Source organism: Ruminococcus sp. J1101004sp1_RTP21198st1_B9_RTP21198_201120 (assembly GCF_040924245.1).
GTDB classification, from domain to species: Bacteria; Bacillota; Clostridia; order Lachnospirales; family Lachnospiraceae; genus Blautia_A; species Blautia_A faecis.
Window position 1 is genome coordinate 138175 of the sequence record NZ_JBCOMI010000001.1, and the last position, 16166, is coordinate 154340.

Below are 16166 nucleotides of genomic sequence, written 5' to 3' on the forward strand. Positions count from 1 at the left end.
TTGAACCGTAAAGTAAAAAGCGCAAATAATATAAATAATTACAAAAAAGGTTGCATTTTTGTGATAAATAGTGCAATATTATTATATTGAACACTCGTGGGAAAGGCGGCACCTGTAATGGTTAAAGGGCTGTGCAGGAAATTTTATGCATTGTTGAGGAAAGAAGCAGTTCATGAGAATGAGCCTCAGCGTATATTGTTCCTTCTCAGAATTATATTGTTGATTCTGGGACTTTATTTTCTGATCATTCCGTTAGTATTCTGCATTGTGGGACCGAAGACAGAGGTCTGGACAGGATATATTTTCGCAGCAATGGCGGTTGCTGCTTTTTATGCAACATACCGGCTGAAGGTACACACCAGTGTGCTTGTCTGCAGCGGTCTGCAGCTGGCATGGATAATTGTGTTTGTTGTTCTCTATGGATGGGACTGCGGTATTCAGCATCTGATGTTTGAGATGCTGGTACTGGTATATTTTGCTGTCTACAATTCTCTTGTGTATAAGGTCAGCTATACAGTAGTTCTGTTTGCAGTACGATTCAGCCTGTTTTTGTACTGCAGGGTAAATATTTCTGTTTTTGCCCTGACAGAAACGGCTACAGTTGTATTACAGATCATAAATACCATTGTGACGTTTGTGCTTATGGCTGTAGCGTGCAGTATGTTCAGCTCCAATGTGGAATCTGCGGAGAAGAAGCTGGTGCTGTATAATGAGCAGCTGAAGAAACAGGCCGGGACAGATCCGCTGACAGGTTTGTGGAACCGCCGTCAGATGATACAGTACATTACGGAGAAGCGCAGGAAAGAGCCTGTTATGGCGTTTACCATTGGTATGTGTGACATTGATTTTTTTAAGAGGATCAATGACCATTGGGGACATGACTGCGGAGATGCTGTACTGGTATGGATCACACAGCATATGAGCCGGGAATTGGGTGAGCATGCCAAATTGTGCCGCTGGGGAGGCGAAGAATTCATCTTCTTTTTCCCAGATATGAACGGAGACGAAGTATGCCTTATGCTCAACTCTCTTCGCATGAAGCTGGACAACGATCTGTTTGACTGGAGGGGAGAATGGATTCCGGTTACTATGACGTTTGGCGTGGAGGAGAATGATTTCAAGTCCAATATAGACACCTTGCTGAAAAATGTGGATGCGAAACTTTATATGGGCAAAGAACAGGGAAGAGACCGGGTGATCTATTAAACTCACCGGGTCTTTTGTCGAATTAACAACAGTAATAAGCAGGAGAATAAAACTTGTATGTATACAGTTGAAGAAATAAAAAATAAAGTAAAAACAGGAACCTGGACAAAAGAGGATGTGGCACGCTGTGTGGAGGAGCTGAAGCAGATATCGGATTTTATTGTTTATACAGAAGAAATCTATTATATAAGTTATGGGATTTTTGCCTATAATTTTCGGGAATATGCTTATTCTCTGATCGAAATCTGCCGGGAGGCCGGAGTTCACATGGAGCGTTCCAAGGAGAAATCCAGACTTTATCTTGCCCTGGTAAGACTTTATTTCTGCCTTGGTTTTCCCCCGAAGATTGTGGAATATGGCCTGAAATATGCCAATTCCGGATTTACCTTAAGATCCCCTCTGAAATCCGTTTATAACACTATCGTAGCCGCTTTTTCAGACTGTGGACTGTTTTTTGAGGCGGATTTTTATCTGGAGAAAATGATGGATATTTCCAGACTGGATCCCTGTGACAGCAGTGTGGATTTCTGGAATTCGGATACTTTAAATGAGCTGGTCTATTATGACAGCAAGGTTTACGTGAAGCTGGGAATGGGAGATGTTGCAGGTGCAGAGCAGGCGTCAGTGGACATGCAGGCGATTCTTACGGAACGGGAGATTCCTGAAGATGGCAGAGCCTTTTTCCTGCTTCAGAAGGAATTTACGGACTTGTATCTTCGCCTTTACCAGCAAAAAGACAAGGCGGTCATTGCGGAAGAATTTAACAATTATATGAAGAAAATGGAAGCCGGGGAGGGTGCCAGGGATACCTTAAGCTTCTGCGTCTGCTATTTCGGAGAGTTCCTTCAGGTAATGGCGGAGGAAGAACGCTGGGACGACATTATACGTATTGGCAACTACATTAAAAATGCCCGGAATTTCAGCGGAAGCTTCTGCCCGGTTTACAAGCTTATGCGCACTGCTGCATGCAGAAGTGACCGGGAAGAGCTTCGGAGACAGATACCGGAATTCGAGAGAATGTATCTGGAGGCTCTGGAGCAGGAGAAGGAGAATTATGACCAGATGGTACGTCTCCTTACCAGGGAGGAGCTTCGGATTGAACGCCTGAAAACGTCCATGGAGAGGGATGCCCTTACCGGCTGTCTGAACCGTGCGGCTTTTGACCACAACAGCAAGCGCTTTATGAAGAATCATAAGAAGGGCAGCCTTGTATTTATTGACCTGGATTATCTGAAGCTGATCAATGACTGCTATGGCCATGAAAACGGAGACCGTTACCTGGTGTGTTTTGCAGAGAATATGAAGTGTGCTATGGACAGGCAGGATCTTCTGTACCGGTATGCAGGAGATGAGTTCCTTATTTTGTCTGCACTGGAGCCGGAGCAGATACAGGAACGGCTAAACGAAATTCTGGAAAAGAGCCCGATCCATTTTGATATTAACGGAGAAATCCGCAACATCAGCTTTTCCTATGGCATTGTGGCATTTGAGGAAAAAAAGGGAAAAATCGCAGATTTGGTGAAGGAAGCGGATCAAAGAATGTATCAGTGCAAGAGCCGGAATCATGAGCGTATTTCCAAAAGAGGTGCGGCGGAATGATCACGCGGGAAAATATTATTCATTTTTACACCAAATACAAAGAAAATCTGAAGACGGAAGATCAGATTCAGGAGAATCTGCTGAAGGCAGAAGACCAGGAGGCGTGGATCGAAAATCTGAAGAACAAATCCAGAATGATGCGCCGGCTTTACATTGAAAATGAGGCACTTCTGAATCTGTATATCCGCCCCTTCCTTGACGGAGAGGCGGAGCTGAACGAGGAACTGGCAAGAGAATTTCTGCATCAGATCCGCATGGCCGATGAGGAGGGCTATGAGGATAACCTTGCCATGCTGGAAATTCTGGAGCTTCTGGATGGATATTTTCAGAAAAGTGATGATCTGGACTCTTATATCTGGACCCTGAATCTTCTGGGAAATTTTTATAACCGTCCCTTCAGTGATGAAGATGGAAAGAAAGGAGCCATGTATTTTGACAGACTGCGGGCACTTTCTTCCAGATATTTTGAAATCGAGGATTTTGACGTAAGGAAGCGAATCCTTTTTTCTTATTATAATTTTCCGATAGTGTTGATGAACTTTAATCTGGACACGGCCAAGGAGCTTTTGCAGTACATTGATGAGGCAATGGAATTTTATAATGATGAGAAAGTCCGGGAATTAGACGGAGAGCGGTTTGATTTTGATGAACTGATCGAAGAACTGAATTATGATCTTCTTGGAAATTCAGTCCTGAGATTTACCGTGAGGGAGATTGATCCGGAGCTTCTTTCCAGAGCATCCCGGGTTCTGGAAGAATATTATCAGCGTGAGCTTGAGAAGAATCCGGAGCCCTACGAAATGCTGGATGAAATATACTGTAATTATAAGTCCTGTCTGTTCTATCAGGGTAAGATAACCTGCACAGAGCTTCTGGAGGATTACCGGAAATTCTGTGAACACAGTATGGAGCATGACGATCTGGACAGCCAGGAGGGAGTGCCTTTTTCTGACAGCCGCTATTTTCAGGTTGCGATTAACCATTTGCCGACGATTTTGGAATTGTTGGAGAAATATGCGGATGAATATCACGGAGCACCAGATCTCCGTGATTTTTGTGTATCCAATTATGTGCATGCTATTCGCAGGCTGTCCAGGACAGAAAACGATACCTTTGTAAATGATGTAGTATGGCGTTCTCTCAGGGATGTGTTGAAATATATTACCGGAGATGAAATAAACACCCTGGTTCTTATGCAGATCATGGTAAGCCGGGATGAGGGCACTGCCATGCACAGTGCAATGGTGGAGCAGATTGCCAGGCGAATTCTGAATGTAGTGATGAAAAAGCGGCCGGAGCTTCTGATTGGAACCTTTGGTTATGAGAACGTGGTGGAAGTGCTGGAAAATCAGGAGACCATTCTGGACTATGTTTCCCAGTCTGCACAGCTTCTGGATATTGGAATGATCAGACTTGCCTCTATTGTGAACAAGCAGTCACGGCAGCTGACACAAAGGGAAAAGAATGATATTCTCAGCCATCCCTGTGAGGGGGCTAAATTCGTAGAGGAGATTCCGGCTCTTTGCAAATATCGGGATGCTGTTCTGGGACATCACAAATCCTGGGATGGAAAAATAGGATATCCGGCAGATTTTGACAATACCAGGTCAAATGTGCGTTTCCTTATTGAAATACTGCATATCAGCGATTGTCTGGATGCAGCCACTGACTTTGTGGGACGAAGCTATAAGAATGCCAAGAAGCTGGAACAAGTAGCGGAGGAGTTTTCCTGGGGAAAAGGTTCTGTTTATTGTCCGGAGCTGGTGGAGCTTCTGGAAGAGGATAAAGAACTGCAGGGAGATCTCAGATATCTGCTGGGAGCGGGACGCATCCGTACTTGTTATTCGGTATATGGCAAGGCAGTAGATCAAAATGAAATAGAAGAAAGCAGGCTGTTCACAGATATTGAAAACTGGGAAGCCAGCAGCCGGAAGCAAAGTGATGAAGAGGGAGATACGATTCTCGATTTCCTTCACAAAAGCGGAAACGAGAGCCGTCAGCTTCTTGGAGCACTGGCAAGGAATTCTCTGATCATTTTGTATGTGGATATGATGTCTGGCGAATACAAGGTATACTACCGCGGAAACCAGAGACTTCTGGATAAAAAGATTCCGGACGGTTATTACGGAGACTTCCTGAAAGAATATCTGGCGCCAAACTGTGAACCGGGTGATTGGGAAAAAGTACGGCTGAAAATCAGACTGTCAGAGCTTTCCCGCATATTTCTGGAGCAGGAGGGCAGCTATGAGTGTGAAGCCCGGATCCGGGCAAAAGATGCTTACCGCTGGGTGCGGTTCCAGTTTATCTGCCTGGACGAGGAAAATGTTATGCCTGGCATGATGACTGTGATCGCGACAGATGTTCAGGAAAGCCACAGCAGAAATGAACAGCTGATGAACAGTCTGAAGGAGGCATATCAGTCTGCAGAAGAGGCAAACAAGGCAAAAAGCATTTTCCTCAGCAGTATGTCCCATGACATTCGCACTCCTATGAATGGAATACTTGGTATGACCCAGATCGCCATGAATCATCTGAACGATCCTGCGCGTATTCTGGATTGTCTTCAGAAGATCGACGATTCTTCCAGACACCTTCTGGAGCTGATCAATGAGGTTCTGGATATGTCGAAAATTGAGAGTGGGGATACGATGCTTCATGAGGAACCACTGTACCTGAGCAAAACCATGAAAATTGTGGATGGAGTATGCCGTCAGGCAGCTGTTGACAAACACCAGATTTTTGATATGGATATAGAAGAAATCCGGGATGATCATGTGCTGGCAGATCCGGTAAGACTCAGGCAGGTTCTGATCAATCTGATTTCAAATGGAGTAAAGTATACGCCTGAGCATGGATGTGTGCAGGTAAAAGTAACCCAGGGCAATAGCTTTGCAGAGGGCAAAGCAAGCTATTCTTTTGTGGTGCAGGATAATGGAATCGGCATGTCGGAAGAATTTCAGGAGAAGCTGTTTGAGCCTTTTTCCCGCGAGGACAACAGTATGACAAATGCTACCCAGGGAACAGGACTGGGACTTTCTATAGCCAAGTCCATCATTTCGCAGATGGGTGGAAGTATTGAGGTAAAGAGCATTCAGGGGAAAGGTACGACTTTTCTTGTGCGGCTGGATCTGAAGCTTGTGGAAGAAGAGAAGGAGGCTGACCAGGCCCTACTGGCAGCAGAGGCTGGTGAAGAGAAGGAAAAAGATCCGGGCTTTTTGAAGGGACGCAGGATCATGCTGGTGGAGGACAATGAGCTGAACCGGGAGATTGCTTACGAGCTTTTGTCCGAATCCGGTCTGATCGTGGATGTGGCAGAGAATGGACAGGAGGCGATCAAGCTTCTTGGAATCAGGCCGGAGAATTATTATGAACTGATCTTTATGGATATTCAGATGCCGGTGATGAATGGTTATGAGGCCACGGCAAATATTCGCGCAGGAGAGAGCGACTACTGGAAAACTATTCCGGTGATCGCCATGACTGCAAATGTGTTCCAGGAGGATGAGAGCCGGGCAGCAGAGTGTGGAATGAGTGATTATGTGACTAAGCCAATTGACATGAATGTGATTTATTCTGTCCTTGAAAAATGGCTTCGAGGACAGAAAGGATGATGTGAGCCAGTACCTGCCAGAGCTTTTTATATACTCTGGCAGCAGACCGGAAGGGGCTTCCGGTGGTGCTGGCATATGGATGAGGGAGCGATAGAGTTGAGTAAGAATAAGTACGAAATAGATATGTGTAACGGAACCATTATGGACAAGCTGGTTTCTTTTGCCATTCCGCTGATGGTTTCCGGAATTCTGCAGCTGATGTTCAATGCTGTGGATATTATTGTGGTGGGACGGTTTTCCGGCAGCCAGGCCCTGGCAGCAGTTGGTTCTACTACCGCTTTGATCAATGTGTTTACCAATCTTTTTATTGGTGTTTCACTGGGAGCTAATGTACTGGCTGCCAGGTTCTATGCGGCAGGTAAGGCGAAGGAGATGTCGGAAACGGTACATACGTCTGTTACACTGGCTTTGGTCAGTGGTGTGGCGATGGCTGCTGTAGGACTTGTTTTTTCAAGATGGGCACTGGAGGTTATGGGAACGCCTGCGGATGTGATTGACCAGTCCACTTTGTATATGAGGATTTATTTCCTGGGAATGCCGTTTTTTATGCTTTATAACTATGGTGCAGCTATTCTGCGTGCGGTAGGGGATACCAAGCGTCCGCTGATGTTCCTAGTTGTGGCAGGTGTGACCAACGCGGTGCTGAATATGATTCTGGTGATCGTGTTTCATCTGGGTGTTGCAGGTGTTGCCATTGCGACCATTATTTCCCAGCTGATTTCTTGTATTCTGGTTCTCCGCTGTCTGTATATGACGGACAGCAGTTATCAGCTCCGGTTTTCCAGATTGTGCATGAAGAAATTTTATCTGGTACAGATTTTCCAGGTGGGAATACCGGCAGGAGTGCAGAGTACGGTTATTAATATTTCCAATGCGCTTTTGCAGTCTTCTGTAAATTCCTTTGGTTCCACTGCTATGGCTGGTTATACGGCGGCGAATAATATTCTGGGATTTTTGTATGCGTCTGTAAATGCGGTCACCCAGGCCTGTATGAGCTTTACCAGCCAGAATTATGGTGTTGGAAAATATAAACGTATGGACAGAGTGCTGCTGGACTGCGGAATCCTGTCCTTTGTGATCGCCCTTGTGCTGGGATGCGGATCTTATATGTGTGGCGGTGAAATCCTGAAGGTTTACACAGAGGATCCGGAGGTTATCCGATGTGGTGTGGAGATTCTTTCCATCACCACAGTGCCTTATTTCTTATGTGGAATCATGGATCTTTTTCCTGGCGCTCTCCGGGGAATGGGACATTCCGGTGTGCCTATGATCCTTTCTATTATCGGTACGGTTGGTACCAGAATTGTGTGGATCTTCTGGATATTCCCACAGCACAGAAGCCTGTACACCTTGTTTATTTCCTATCCGGCATCCTGGTTCATTACCATTGTGCTGCAGGTGGTCTGCTTTGTGTTTGTGAGACGGACGGTGCATGGACAGCTGAAGGGTACCGGGAAAGCGGCGTGATGGAAAGAAAGAAGAGAAATGTTATAATATGTTTCTGAAACGGGTAAGAGCCAGGGAAAGCGAAACGCTTCCCTGGCTCGTTTTTAGCTTCCGTTCCCTCTGAGCTTCACGAAAGATAATAATGGAAAATGACATAATTGGGTAAGTGTGAATGATTCAATAATTCGGCTGGGCTAACTTCCTCCCATTAAAGTTAGTGCAGGCGATTATTTGTGTGGGCATTTGGCGTAAGTTGTTGTGCTTACGTAGTCTAAAACAACAAGATGATTACATTTAGTGCAAATTTTAGCTGTGTAGGTTTTTACGATACATCCTCCATTGCTTTGAGAATAATGTCTATCTACATAACCGGATTTAAAATTGTGAGTACATATAAGTGCTCGAGTTTCTAAATCTGATTCAGAAACCGGAATTACTTCATGATTGTTGGTTTCAAAATGAAGACTGGTAGTATTAAAGGATTCATCTTGTGTTTCAGAATCCTTAAACGCCATATATTCTTCAGTGATTGGTGTGTTGTCAGTGATTTGTACCGTCTGCATCGGCGCATACCCAAACACTGTAGTCCCACTCAAAAACACAGATGCCAATATTGCAGCAGCAGTACCAATTTTACTGGCTTTCCTATTCTTCATCATAATAAATTCCACTCTCCTTTTCATTGTATGTTTGGCCCCCAATAAGTTGTTTTTCCAGACTACAGGAACCTGTCTGTTTCTTGCGGAAAGATTCACGAGAGCGACTGCGTAGGCTTTTCTCTCCTCCGTGGTGAAACCTTCGGTGGCGGCTTGATCTGCAATGTTTTCGGAAAAGCTGGTGTAAAGCAGAAGCGTAAGCAATGTTAACGGGTTATAAAAATGAAGGCAAATGGCTAACAGGCAGAGCAGCTTTACAGCTGAGTCATGACGGCGCAGGTGTGAATATTCATGCCGCATGATCATTTCTGACAATCTGGAATTATCAAGGCTCTCCGGTGCGACAATGAAAGGTTTCAGGAAACCTATAGTATATGGAGAACCAATAAGAGGAGAAATGCGATATTGTACATCTCCAATTCCAGGTAAGAAACAATTTCTCGTCTCAGTAATTCTTTTCAGCTTTCGCGTGAGCCGGTGATACTTAATGATTTCATAAATGCTGAAACCGCTTACAAGAAACAGCCAGCATAATCCAACCATAAGAATCCAGTCGGACATCCAGAGTGAAATTCCGTTGTAAGAAATTGCTTCTTTGTCATCAAAATTGATAAAGTAGGAAATGTTCATAAGAGAATCCGTTTCTCTTAACAAATCCTCGGGCATCAGATATTTAACCACCTGAAACGGTATCAAATACCCCACCAGACTCAGAAACACCAGGTTCCGGCCAAGCCGGTATGAAAATTTTTTCCTTTGGAGAAGCAATAGCAGGAGACAGATGATCAGTGGCACTGTTCCTGCTATGCTCATACAGATTAAAAGCATGCAAGTCCCTCACTTAAAATTTGTCAATAAAATCCAGCAAGTCCTTCTGATCCTCTTCGCTGAGATCGGAATCTTCGGCAAAGGCACAGAACAGACAGGTAAGTGAATTTTTAAAGCTCTGGAAATCAGAATCTCCAGAATCCCTGCAGCTGGTCTGGCGATTTTTTATCAGCTCCTTCATCGCATTCCGGAACAACAGGTTCTTCTTATCAAGCTTTCGTCTAAGCTGCAAACAGTGTACGAAGAGACCTAAGGTTATCAGAGGAAGGCTAAAGGATAACAGAATTGCTTTCGCCAGGTAAAAGGCAGCAGCCGGCTGATCCAAATTCGGAATTCCGTTCATCATGCAGATCAGCAGCGAGCATCCGGTGACGATCACAAAAAGAACGCCGGATAAGGTTAAAATTATTTTTTTCATTGAGTACCTCCTCATTCTACGTAGAAGCGGGAATTCAGAAATAATTTTGTTTTCTGCTCCCTTCACTATATATACGAAAACCAGAGAAAGAAATAACACGAAATCTGAAAAAATTTTTGGGAATTTTTCAGATAAGATAAATTTATGGTATACTTACAGAGAAATTGAGAGAAATTACAGGTCTGATATCATATCAGATCTTGAAAAGACACTTCCTGACAGTGTGTAAAAACCAACACTTTGTTAGGAAGCTGCCAAATAATCATAGAAGGAGAACAATCATGCCAAAATTTCTGATCATCGACGGCTCCTCCATGCTGTCCACATCCTATTACGGAAATCTTCCCAAATCTATCCTTTTCGCAAAGACAGACGAGGAAAAAGAGAGACACTATCCGGAAATCCTGCACACCTCCGATGGAAAATATACAAATGCCATGTTCACCATGCTTCGCTCCCTTCTGGCTGTCTATAAGAAAGTAAAGCCGGAATACGTGGCATTTACCTTTGATATGACAAGAGATACCTTCCGCCGCACCCAGCTTGGTGCCGATTTTTATAAGGCCAATCGTAAGGAGACTGCCCAGCCCTTAAAAGAACAGTTTGTCCAGATGGAAGAGTTCCTGAAAGCAATTGGCTGTCCGGTATTTATGAGTCAGGACTACGAGGCTGACGATTATGCGGCATCTCTTGTGGAGAAATTCCAGGGCCCGGATCTGCAGACTTATGTGCTTACCAAGGATCACGATTATTTTCAGCTGGTAAGCGAATATACCCGCATGTGGCGTGTTGTTACGAAGGATAAGCTGGAGAACTTAAAGGATGCATATGGCCTGTTTGGAAAAGAAGCTTACGAGGAACTCCCTTCTAATGTATTTGAATATACACCGGAAATTGTCTGTTCTGAGGAAGGGGTATATCCGGAACAGATTCCTGTGCTTCTGGCGATCACCGGAGATCCAGGCGATGGAATTCCAGGCTGTAAGGGCGTTTCCTCAGCAGCAGCGCCGCTTGTAGCAGAATATAAAACCCTGGACGCGATCTATGAAGCAATTGAGGACTGCGAAGACGTGGCAAAGAAAGAAAAGGAACTGAATACTTTCTGGAAAGAAAACCTTGGAATAGGCAGAAGCCCTCTGAAAGCACTGAAAACAAATAAAGAGATGGTATACTTAAGCGAACAGCTGGCAACTATGAAACGTGACATTGAGATAAAAGAAAGCCTGGAAGATATGCGGCTTCATATTAATGCAGAAGAACTGATCAGACAGTTAAAACGCTACGAAATGAACAGTATTTTGACGGAATATGAAAAAACACTAAAATAGTCAAAAAATAAAGAAAACACTTAATTGTCAGAAAAAAGAGAAAATATCAGAAAAATACAAATGGGTGGGGTAATGTGTGTTTATTTACACAAAAAATACATAAATTTTTCACAAAACACTTGCCTAAAACGGAGTAATACGCTATAATTTTCCCATACTACTTATTGATCAATTTCAATAAATTTAATTCATGGAGGGAAATGTATGAAGAAAGATTTGAAAACACTCAATAAGTCTGTTGCCATTGCAATTGCAGCGGCAATGACCGCAACTTCTGCACCGACACCACTTCTGGCGTCAGATTTTACAGATGGAGGAGATTTCGTATCTGAGTCTCCGGCAGCGGAAGCGGACACCACAGAGGAAGCTGCTGTAGAGGCAGATGGCTTCGGAGATGAAGCCGCAGTGGCAGCTGTTACAGAGGATGGCTTCGGTGACAGCGAGGCAGTTGCAGACGCAGAAGAGAGCGGAAGCACCGATGAGGTTGCTGCTTTTGATGCAGAGGCACCTGGCAAGATCGGACATGTTGCATTTGATGAGGAGGATAAGAATGTTCTTACCTGGTATGCGGACCAGAAGGCAGATGAATACCAGATCCGTGTAACAGACGGAGAGTATACTTACCGCTACAATTATAATGCAAGCGAGCCAGAGACTGGTTATCCGTCCACAGTCAACTTAAGCTATAATCTTACAAGTCTTACCATGCAGCCGTTCAAGGTTGACGCAGAAGGAAACCTTGTATACAAACCAGATGGTAAAGACGGATATATTGCAGGTCTTGAGAATGGCAAGACATACAAGGTTTCCGTTCGCGCCGTAAACCGTAACAGCGCAGATGGAACTGTTGCATATGGTGAATGGTCTGACGTTGTAGATTATACCTACTCAAAGAAGGTCGCTGAACCGAAGAGTGTGACAATTTATGCAGCTGAAAGAAAGAATCAGATTCAGGTATCCGGCGAGAACCAGAACCTCGAGGTTTCCATTAAGGATGAAGCTGGAAATGAATATTATTCTTATGCATATGGAGCAAAGGAACCCTCCTATGTAACTACTTCAGGTAACTGGCTCAATTTCTATGAGAATTACGGTTATCTGCTTAAAAAGAACGACACCACAGGTCTTTATGAAGTCGCTTCTGATGCAGACGGAAAATATATCGGTGCTTTCCAGAAAGGCAAGAAATATACCGTTAAAGTCCGTGCATATACAGGCTCCGGCGACGAGAAGAAGGTAGGCGACTGGTCCAATGAGCTGGTTGTAGAAGCAGACGACAGCGGCAGTCTTGTACCAGAGAAGACCGGTAATTTCAAATACAACGATGAATATGAATATGTAAGCTGGAACCGTATCCAGAATACATATGTATCCCAGTACGAAGTTGAAGTAGATGGAAAAGTTGCCTTTACAACAGATTCCAATTATTCCTATCCAAACTTCTATTTAGGAAGAACCTACGGAGAGTTCAAATTTGAAAGAGGTAAAACCTATACCATCCGTGTCCGCGGAATTAATTACAGATATGAGAATGGTGCAAACAAGAAGCAGGAAGGTGAATGGTCTGACGCTTATACAGTAACTTATAAAGCTGTAGATACAAGCCTGAAGAAAATCTCCGGTGTAACAGCTTCTTCTTATGTTCTCAGCTGGAATCCGGATAAGAATGCAGACAGCTATGAGATTAAGATCACAGACGAAGCTGGACGTGAGTACTTTGAGTCGCTGGCATCCGATCGGAAGAGTGGCAGGTATACCAGAGTAAGCGGCACCAGATATTCCTTTGATGAGTCTGATTATAGAACTTATACAAGCGTAGACGGAGTTCTGGAACCTGTTATTTACCCGGCTACCGGTCAGCCTGTTTATGCATTTGAAGACGGAAAGACCTATAATCTTTCTGTTCGTGCCGTTAAGATCGGAGAGGATGGTAAGGAAGTATACGGAGACTGGTCCAATGCATTTGCATACAAAGTAACCGCTTCAGATGCAGGTACCAGTGAGAAGCCTGCAGCTGTTTCCGGTGTAAATGTAAACACAGAGGATAGTGAGCCAACCTTGCGTTGGAACGCACTTGACAATGTAAACCGCTATGAAATCCTTGTAAAAGATTCTGCCGGCCGTGAATACGTGAGCTCAGCTTCTCTGAAGGATGACGGAACTGTTGATAAGACCTACTACAGCGTCGGACGCGGTAATTTCCCAAGTGTTTCCCTGTCAGAGCTTAAAGATGAAGATTTGTATACATATACAACAGATCCTAAGGTTTCATTTGACCGTGTAAGAGATGAGAAGGGCGATCCGATCAAGGCAATGGCTCCTGGAGAATCCTATACCTTCCAGGTACGTGCAGTACGCACTTATACCGTTGATACAGACGGAAAGAAAGTCACAAAGACCGTAGAAGGCGACTGGTCAGCACCGTCCGCTGCATTTACAGTAGATGCTCTTCAGCCGATCACAGATCTTCAGTATGTAAAAGCTGACGATGAGTACTATTATTTCACATACAGTGCAAAGGTTGATTTAAACAGCGTATGGTATCAGATTGCAACAGGCACAGAATTTACTACTGCAACTATGGCAAGTGACTGGAGCAGCTTCTATTATGATGGCTCAGCTGGTTCTGCGAAACTGAAGATCAGTAAAAACAACAGTAATCTGGAAGCAGGAAAAACCTATTATGTTCGTGCAGTGAGCAGTGCAGACAGACCGGAAGAGGAAGAGGTTGCAAAACTGAAACCTGCAGCAGTCTCCTTCACTACAGATGCAGAAAAGGCACCTAAGAATGTGACTGGCTTAGAGATGTATAAAGAATCTGAAAACAGCTTCGAATTCCGTTTTGATGCTGTTCTGGAAGATGGCGACTCTTATGAGCTCCAGTACACTGATAAGGCACAGCCTTCCGAAGAGGACTGGGTAACAGCTTCTTCCAGTGGTTACTATGATGAAGATGAAGATGAGTACTATGAGGATGATGATGCACTTACATTGAGAAAATCCTTATTAAAAGAAGGAGCAACCTATGTAAGAGTTGTCGCTTATGTAAAAGACAAGAGCGGAAACAAGAAATACGGTACTCCTTCCAATGTAGTAGCTGTCAATGTCTCCAAAGCCACTTCAGCGATCAGCAACCTGAAGCTGGTTGAGAAAACACCGGATGGTTATGTATTCTCCTATGACGGAACTGTAAGAAAAGAAGAAGATGTAGAATTCTGGTATTCCGAATCACCTGAATTTGTAAATGATTACAAGGTTACAGATTGTATTTCTGGTGAGAATAATAAGGCAACACTTTACTTTGAATCACTTACACCAGGCAAGACCTATTATGTGCGTGCCCGTGTAAAAAATGATAAGGCAGCTACACTTGCACAGAAATACAGTGCATACACAAATACAGCATCATTTAACGCTGGTATGCCGAATATATCTGTAACAAATGTTATCACAGCTAAGACCGTTACCTTAAAGATGAGCGCTGAAAGCGGATCAGAAAGCTGGCTTACCGGCTATCAGATCCAGAGAAAGAATGGCAAGAAATATAAAACAATTGCCAAAACTACAGACAGCGTTTATAAGAATACCAAACTGAAAGCAGATACTACCTATACTTACAGAGTAAGACCATATTATTATGATTCCGAAACAGGCAAGACCACTTATGGAGCATGGGCTTATAATAAGGTTACTACCTGGGGCGGTGCGCTGAAGCTGAAAGCAACACCTAAGAGCACAACTTCTGTAAAACTGTCCTGGACCAAGATCAAAGGTGCTAAGGGATATGAGATTTACAGATGTGAAGGATCTTCTATTGGAGATACTGTAGCAGCTGGCATGACCAACAATTTTGCTAAGTATAAACTGATCAAGACTACAAGTGCAAAGGCTTCCAGTTATACAGACAAGAAGCTTCAGAGCGGTATGGATTATTACTATCTTGTAAGAGCATACAAGACTGTAGGAAACAGCAAGTATTACATTGATGAAGGTGTATATGCAAATCTTAGCTTCGAGATGACTACCGTTAACAGAATTTCTTATGCAAACGGTAAGATGAAGTTAAGCTGGCAGCCGGTATATGCAGGAAAGGGTTATCTGGTTGAGAAGAGAAATGAAGAGACTGGTGCATGGGAAACCTATAAGACACTGAAAGCTTCCACATCTTCCATTACATTCCCGGCAGCAGATACGGAAACAACCTATCGTGTACGTGCATACAGAGGACAGGAATACAGCAATGAAATCAGAGCAACAGTTAATCCTGTTTTAGCAACTCCTGGCAATGTAAAAGCTGTTGCAAACAAAGCAGATGGAAGTATTACTGTAACATGGAATCCGGTAGCAGGTGCTGATTACTATCGTGTATACAGAACCACCTCTTCCTGGAACAGATATAACAAAGACAGCAATTCTTACAGCTATAGTTACGGTTCCAGTGCAACTGTCCCGAATTATGTTGCTGATTCCACAACAGTCAGCGGATACAAATTCGTTAGTGAACTGAAGGAAACGACTATTACAGATCGCGAGATCAAGTACACCTATAATGGTGCAACAAGCACAGAGTACAAAGGACCGAAAGCAGGAGTAAAATATTACTATTATGTAATTGCTTACAAGAATGGTAAGTCCTATGAGTACAAAGATTCTGCTGATGAAACATATACAAGTGGTGCAAGCAAATCTGCAAGTGCTATAGTTTCCACAGCAAAGATCGCGAAGCCAACCAGTCCAAAAGCGAAAGCAACAAAGGGCAAGATTACTGTCAGCTGGAAGAAAGTAACAGGAGCTACCGGATATCAGGTATACCGTTCCACTAAGAAAGGTTCCGGATACAAACTGGTAGGAACTATTACAAAAGGCTCCAAAGTGAAATATGTTGACAAGAGCTCCAAGAAAGCTGGAACCAAGTATTATTACAAAGTACGCGCCGTTGGAAACAACGAAGCAGGTGTTCCAATCTATTCTTCTTACAGCACACCAAAATATGCGAAAGCAAAATAAATAAAGTGTAATAAAATCCCCCTCCTGTTAGACAGGAGGGGGATTTTCGATTACCCAGATGTAAAAA

8 protein-coding genes are annotated in these 16166 nt (G+C 43.7%); 6 read left to right on the top strand and 2 right to left on the bottom strand.

Annotation, left to right across the window (positions count from 1 at the left end; all coding sequences use genetic code 11):
* The first annotated feature begins 117 nt into the window (after window positions 1–117).
* The 4 genes from AB5618_RS00625 (at window position 118) to AB5618_RS00640 (ending at window position 7883) form a co-directional block, all read left to right on the top strand.
* Window positions 118–1206 (top strand): GGDEF domain-containing protein, encoded by a 1089-nt coding sequence (locus tag AB5618_RS00625; RefSeq protein WP_368366419.1) that lies wholly within the window; start codon window positions 118–120, stop codon window positions 1204–1206.
* A gap of 57 nt (window positions 1207–1263) precedes the next feature.
* Window positions 1264–2805, top strand: coding sequence for a GGDEF domain-containing protein (locus AB5618_RS00630; protein WP_195391633.1), 1542 nt, complete (start codon window positions 1264–1266; stop codon window positions 2803–2805).
* Entirely contained in the window at window positions 2802–6416 is a 3615-nt protein-coding gene (locus AB5618_RS00635; RefSeq protein WP_368366420.1) for an ATP-binding protein, read from the top strand. The genes AB5618_RS00630 and AB5618_RS00635 overlap by 4 nt, the downstream gene beginning before the upstream one ends.
* A gap of 96 nt (window positions 6417–6512) precedes the next feature.
* A complete protein-coding gene (locus tag AB5618_RS00640) occupies window positions 6513–7883 on the top strand; it encodes an MATE family efflux transporter (RefSeq protein ID WP_325064514.1) in 1371 nt (456 codons plus the stop codon).
* Window positions 7884–8089: 206 nt separating this feature from the next.
* Here the strand turns inward: AB5618_RS00640 and AB5618_RS00645 are convergent, their stop codons facing one another.
* On the bottom strand, window positions 8090–9346 hold the full coding sequence (locus tag AB5618_RS00645; protein ID WP_148462011.1) for a M56 family metallopeptidase: 1257 nt from the start codon (window positions 9344–9346) through the stop codon (window positions 8090–8092).
* 13 nt (window positions 9347–9359) lie between these two features.
* On the bottom strand, window positions 9360–9764 hold the full coding sequence (locus AB5618_RS00650; protein ID WP_148462012.1) for a hypothetical protein: 405 nt from the start codon (window positions 9762–9764) through the stop codon (window positions 9360–9362).
* Between the two features lie 281 nt (window positions 9765–10045).
* Here AB5618_RS00650 and AB5618_RS00655 point away from each other — a divergent pair, with 281 nt between their 5' ends.
* A complete protein-coding gene (locus AB5618_RS00655) occupies window positions 10046–11092 on the top strand; it encodes a 5'-3' exonuclease H3TH domain-containing protein (RefSeq protein ID WP_148462013.1) in 1047 nt (348 codons plus the stop codon).
* A gap of 204 nt (window positions 11093–11296) precedes the next feature.
* Entirely contained in the window at window positions 11297–16099 is a 4803-nt protein-coding gene (locus AB5618_RS00660) for a fibronectin type III domain-containing protein (RefSeq protein WP_148462014.1), read from the top strand.
* The last annotated feature ends 67 nt before the right edge of the window (window positions 16100–16166 follow it).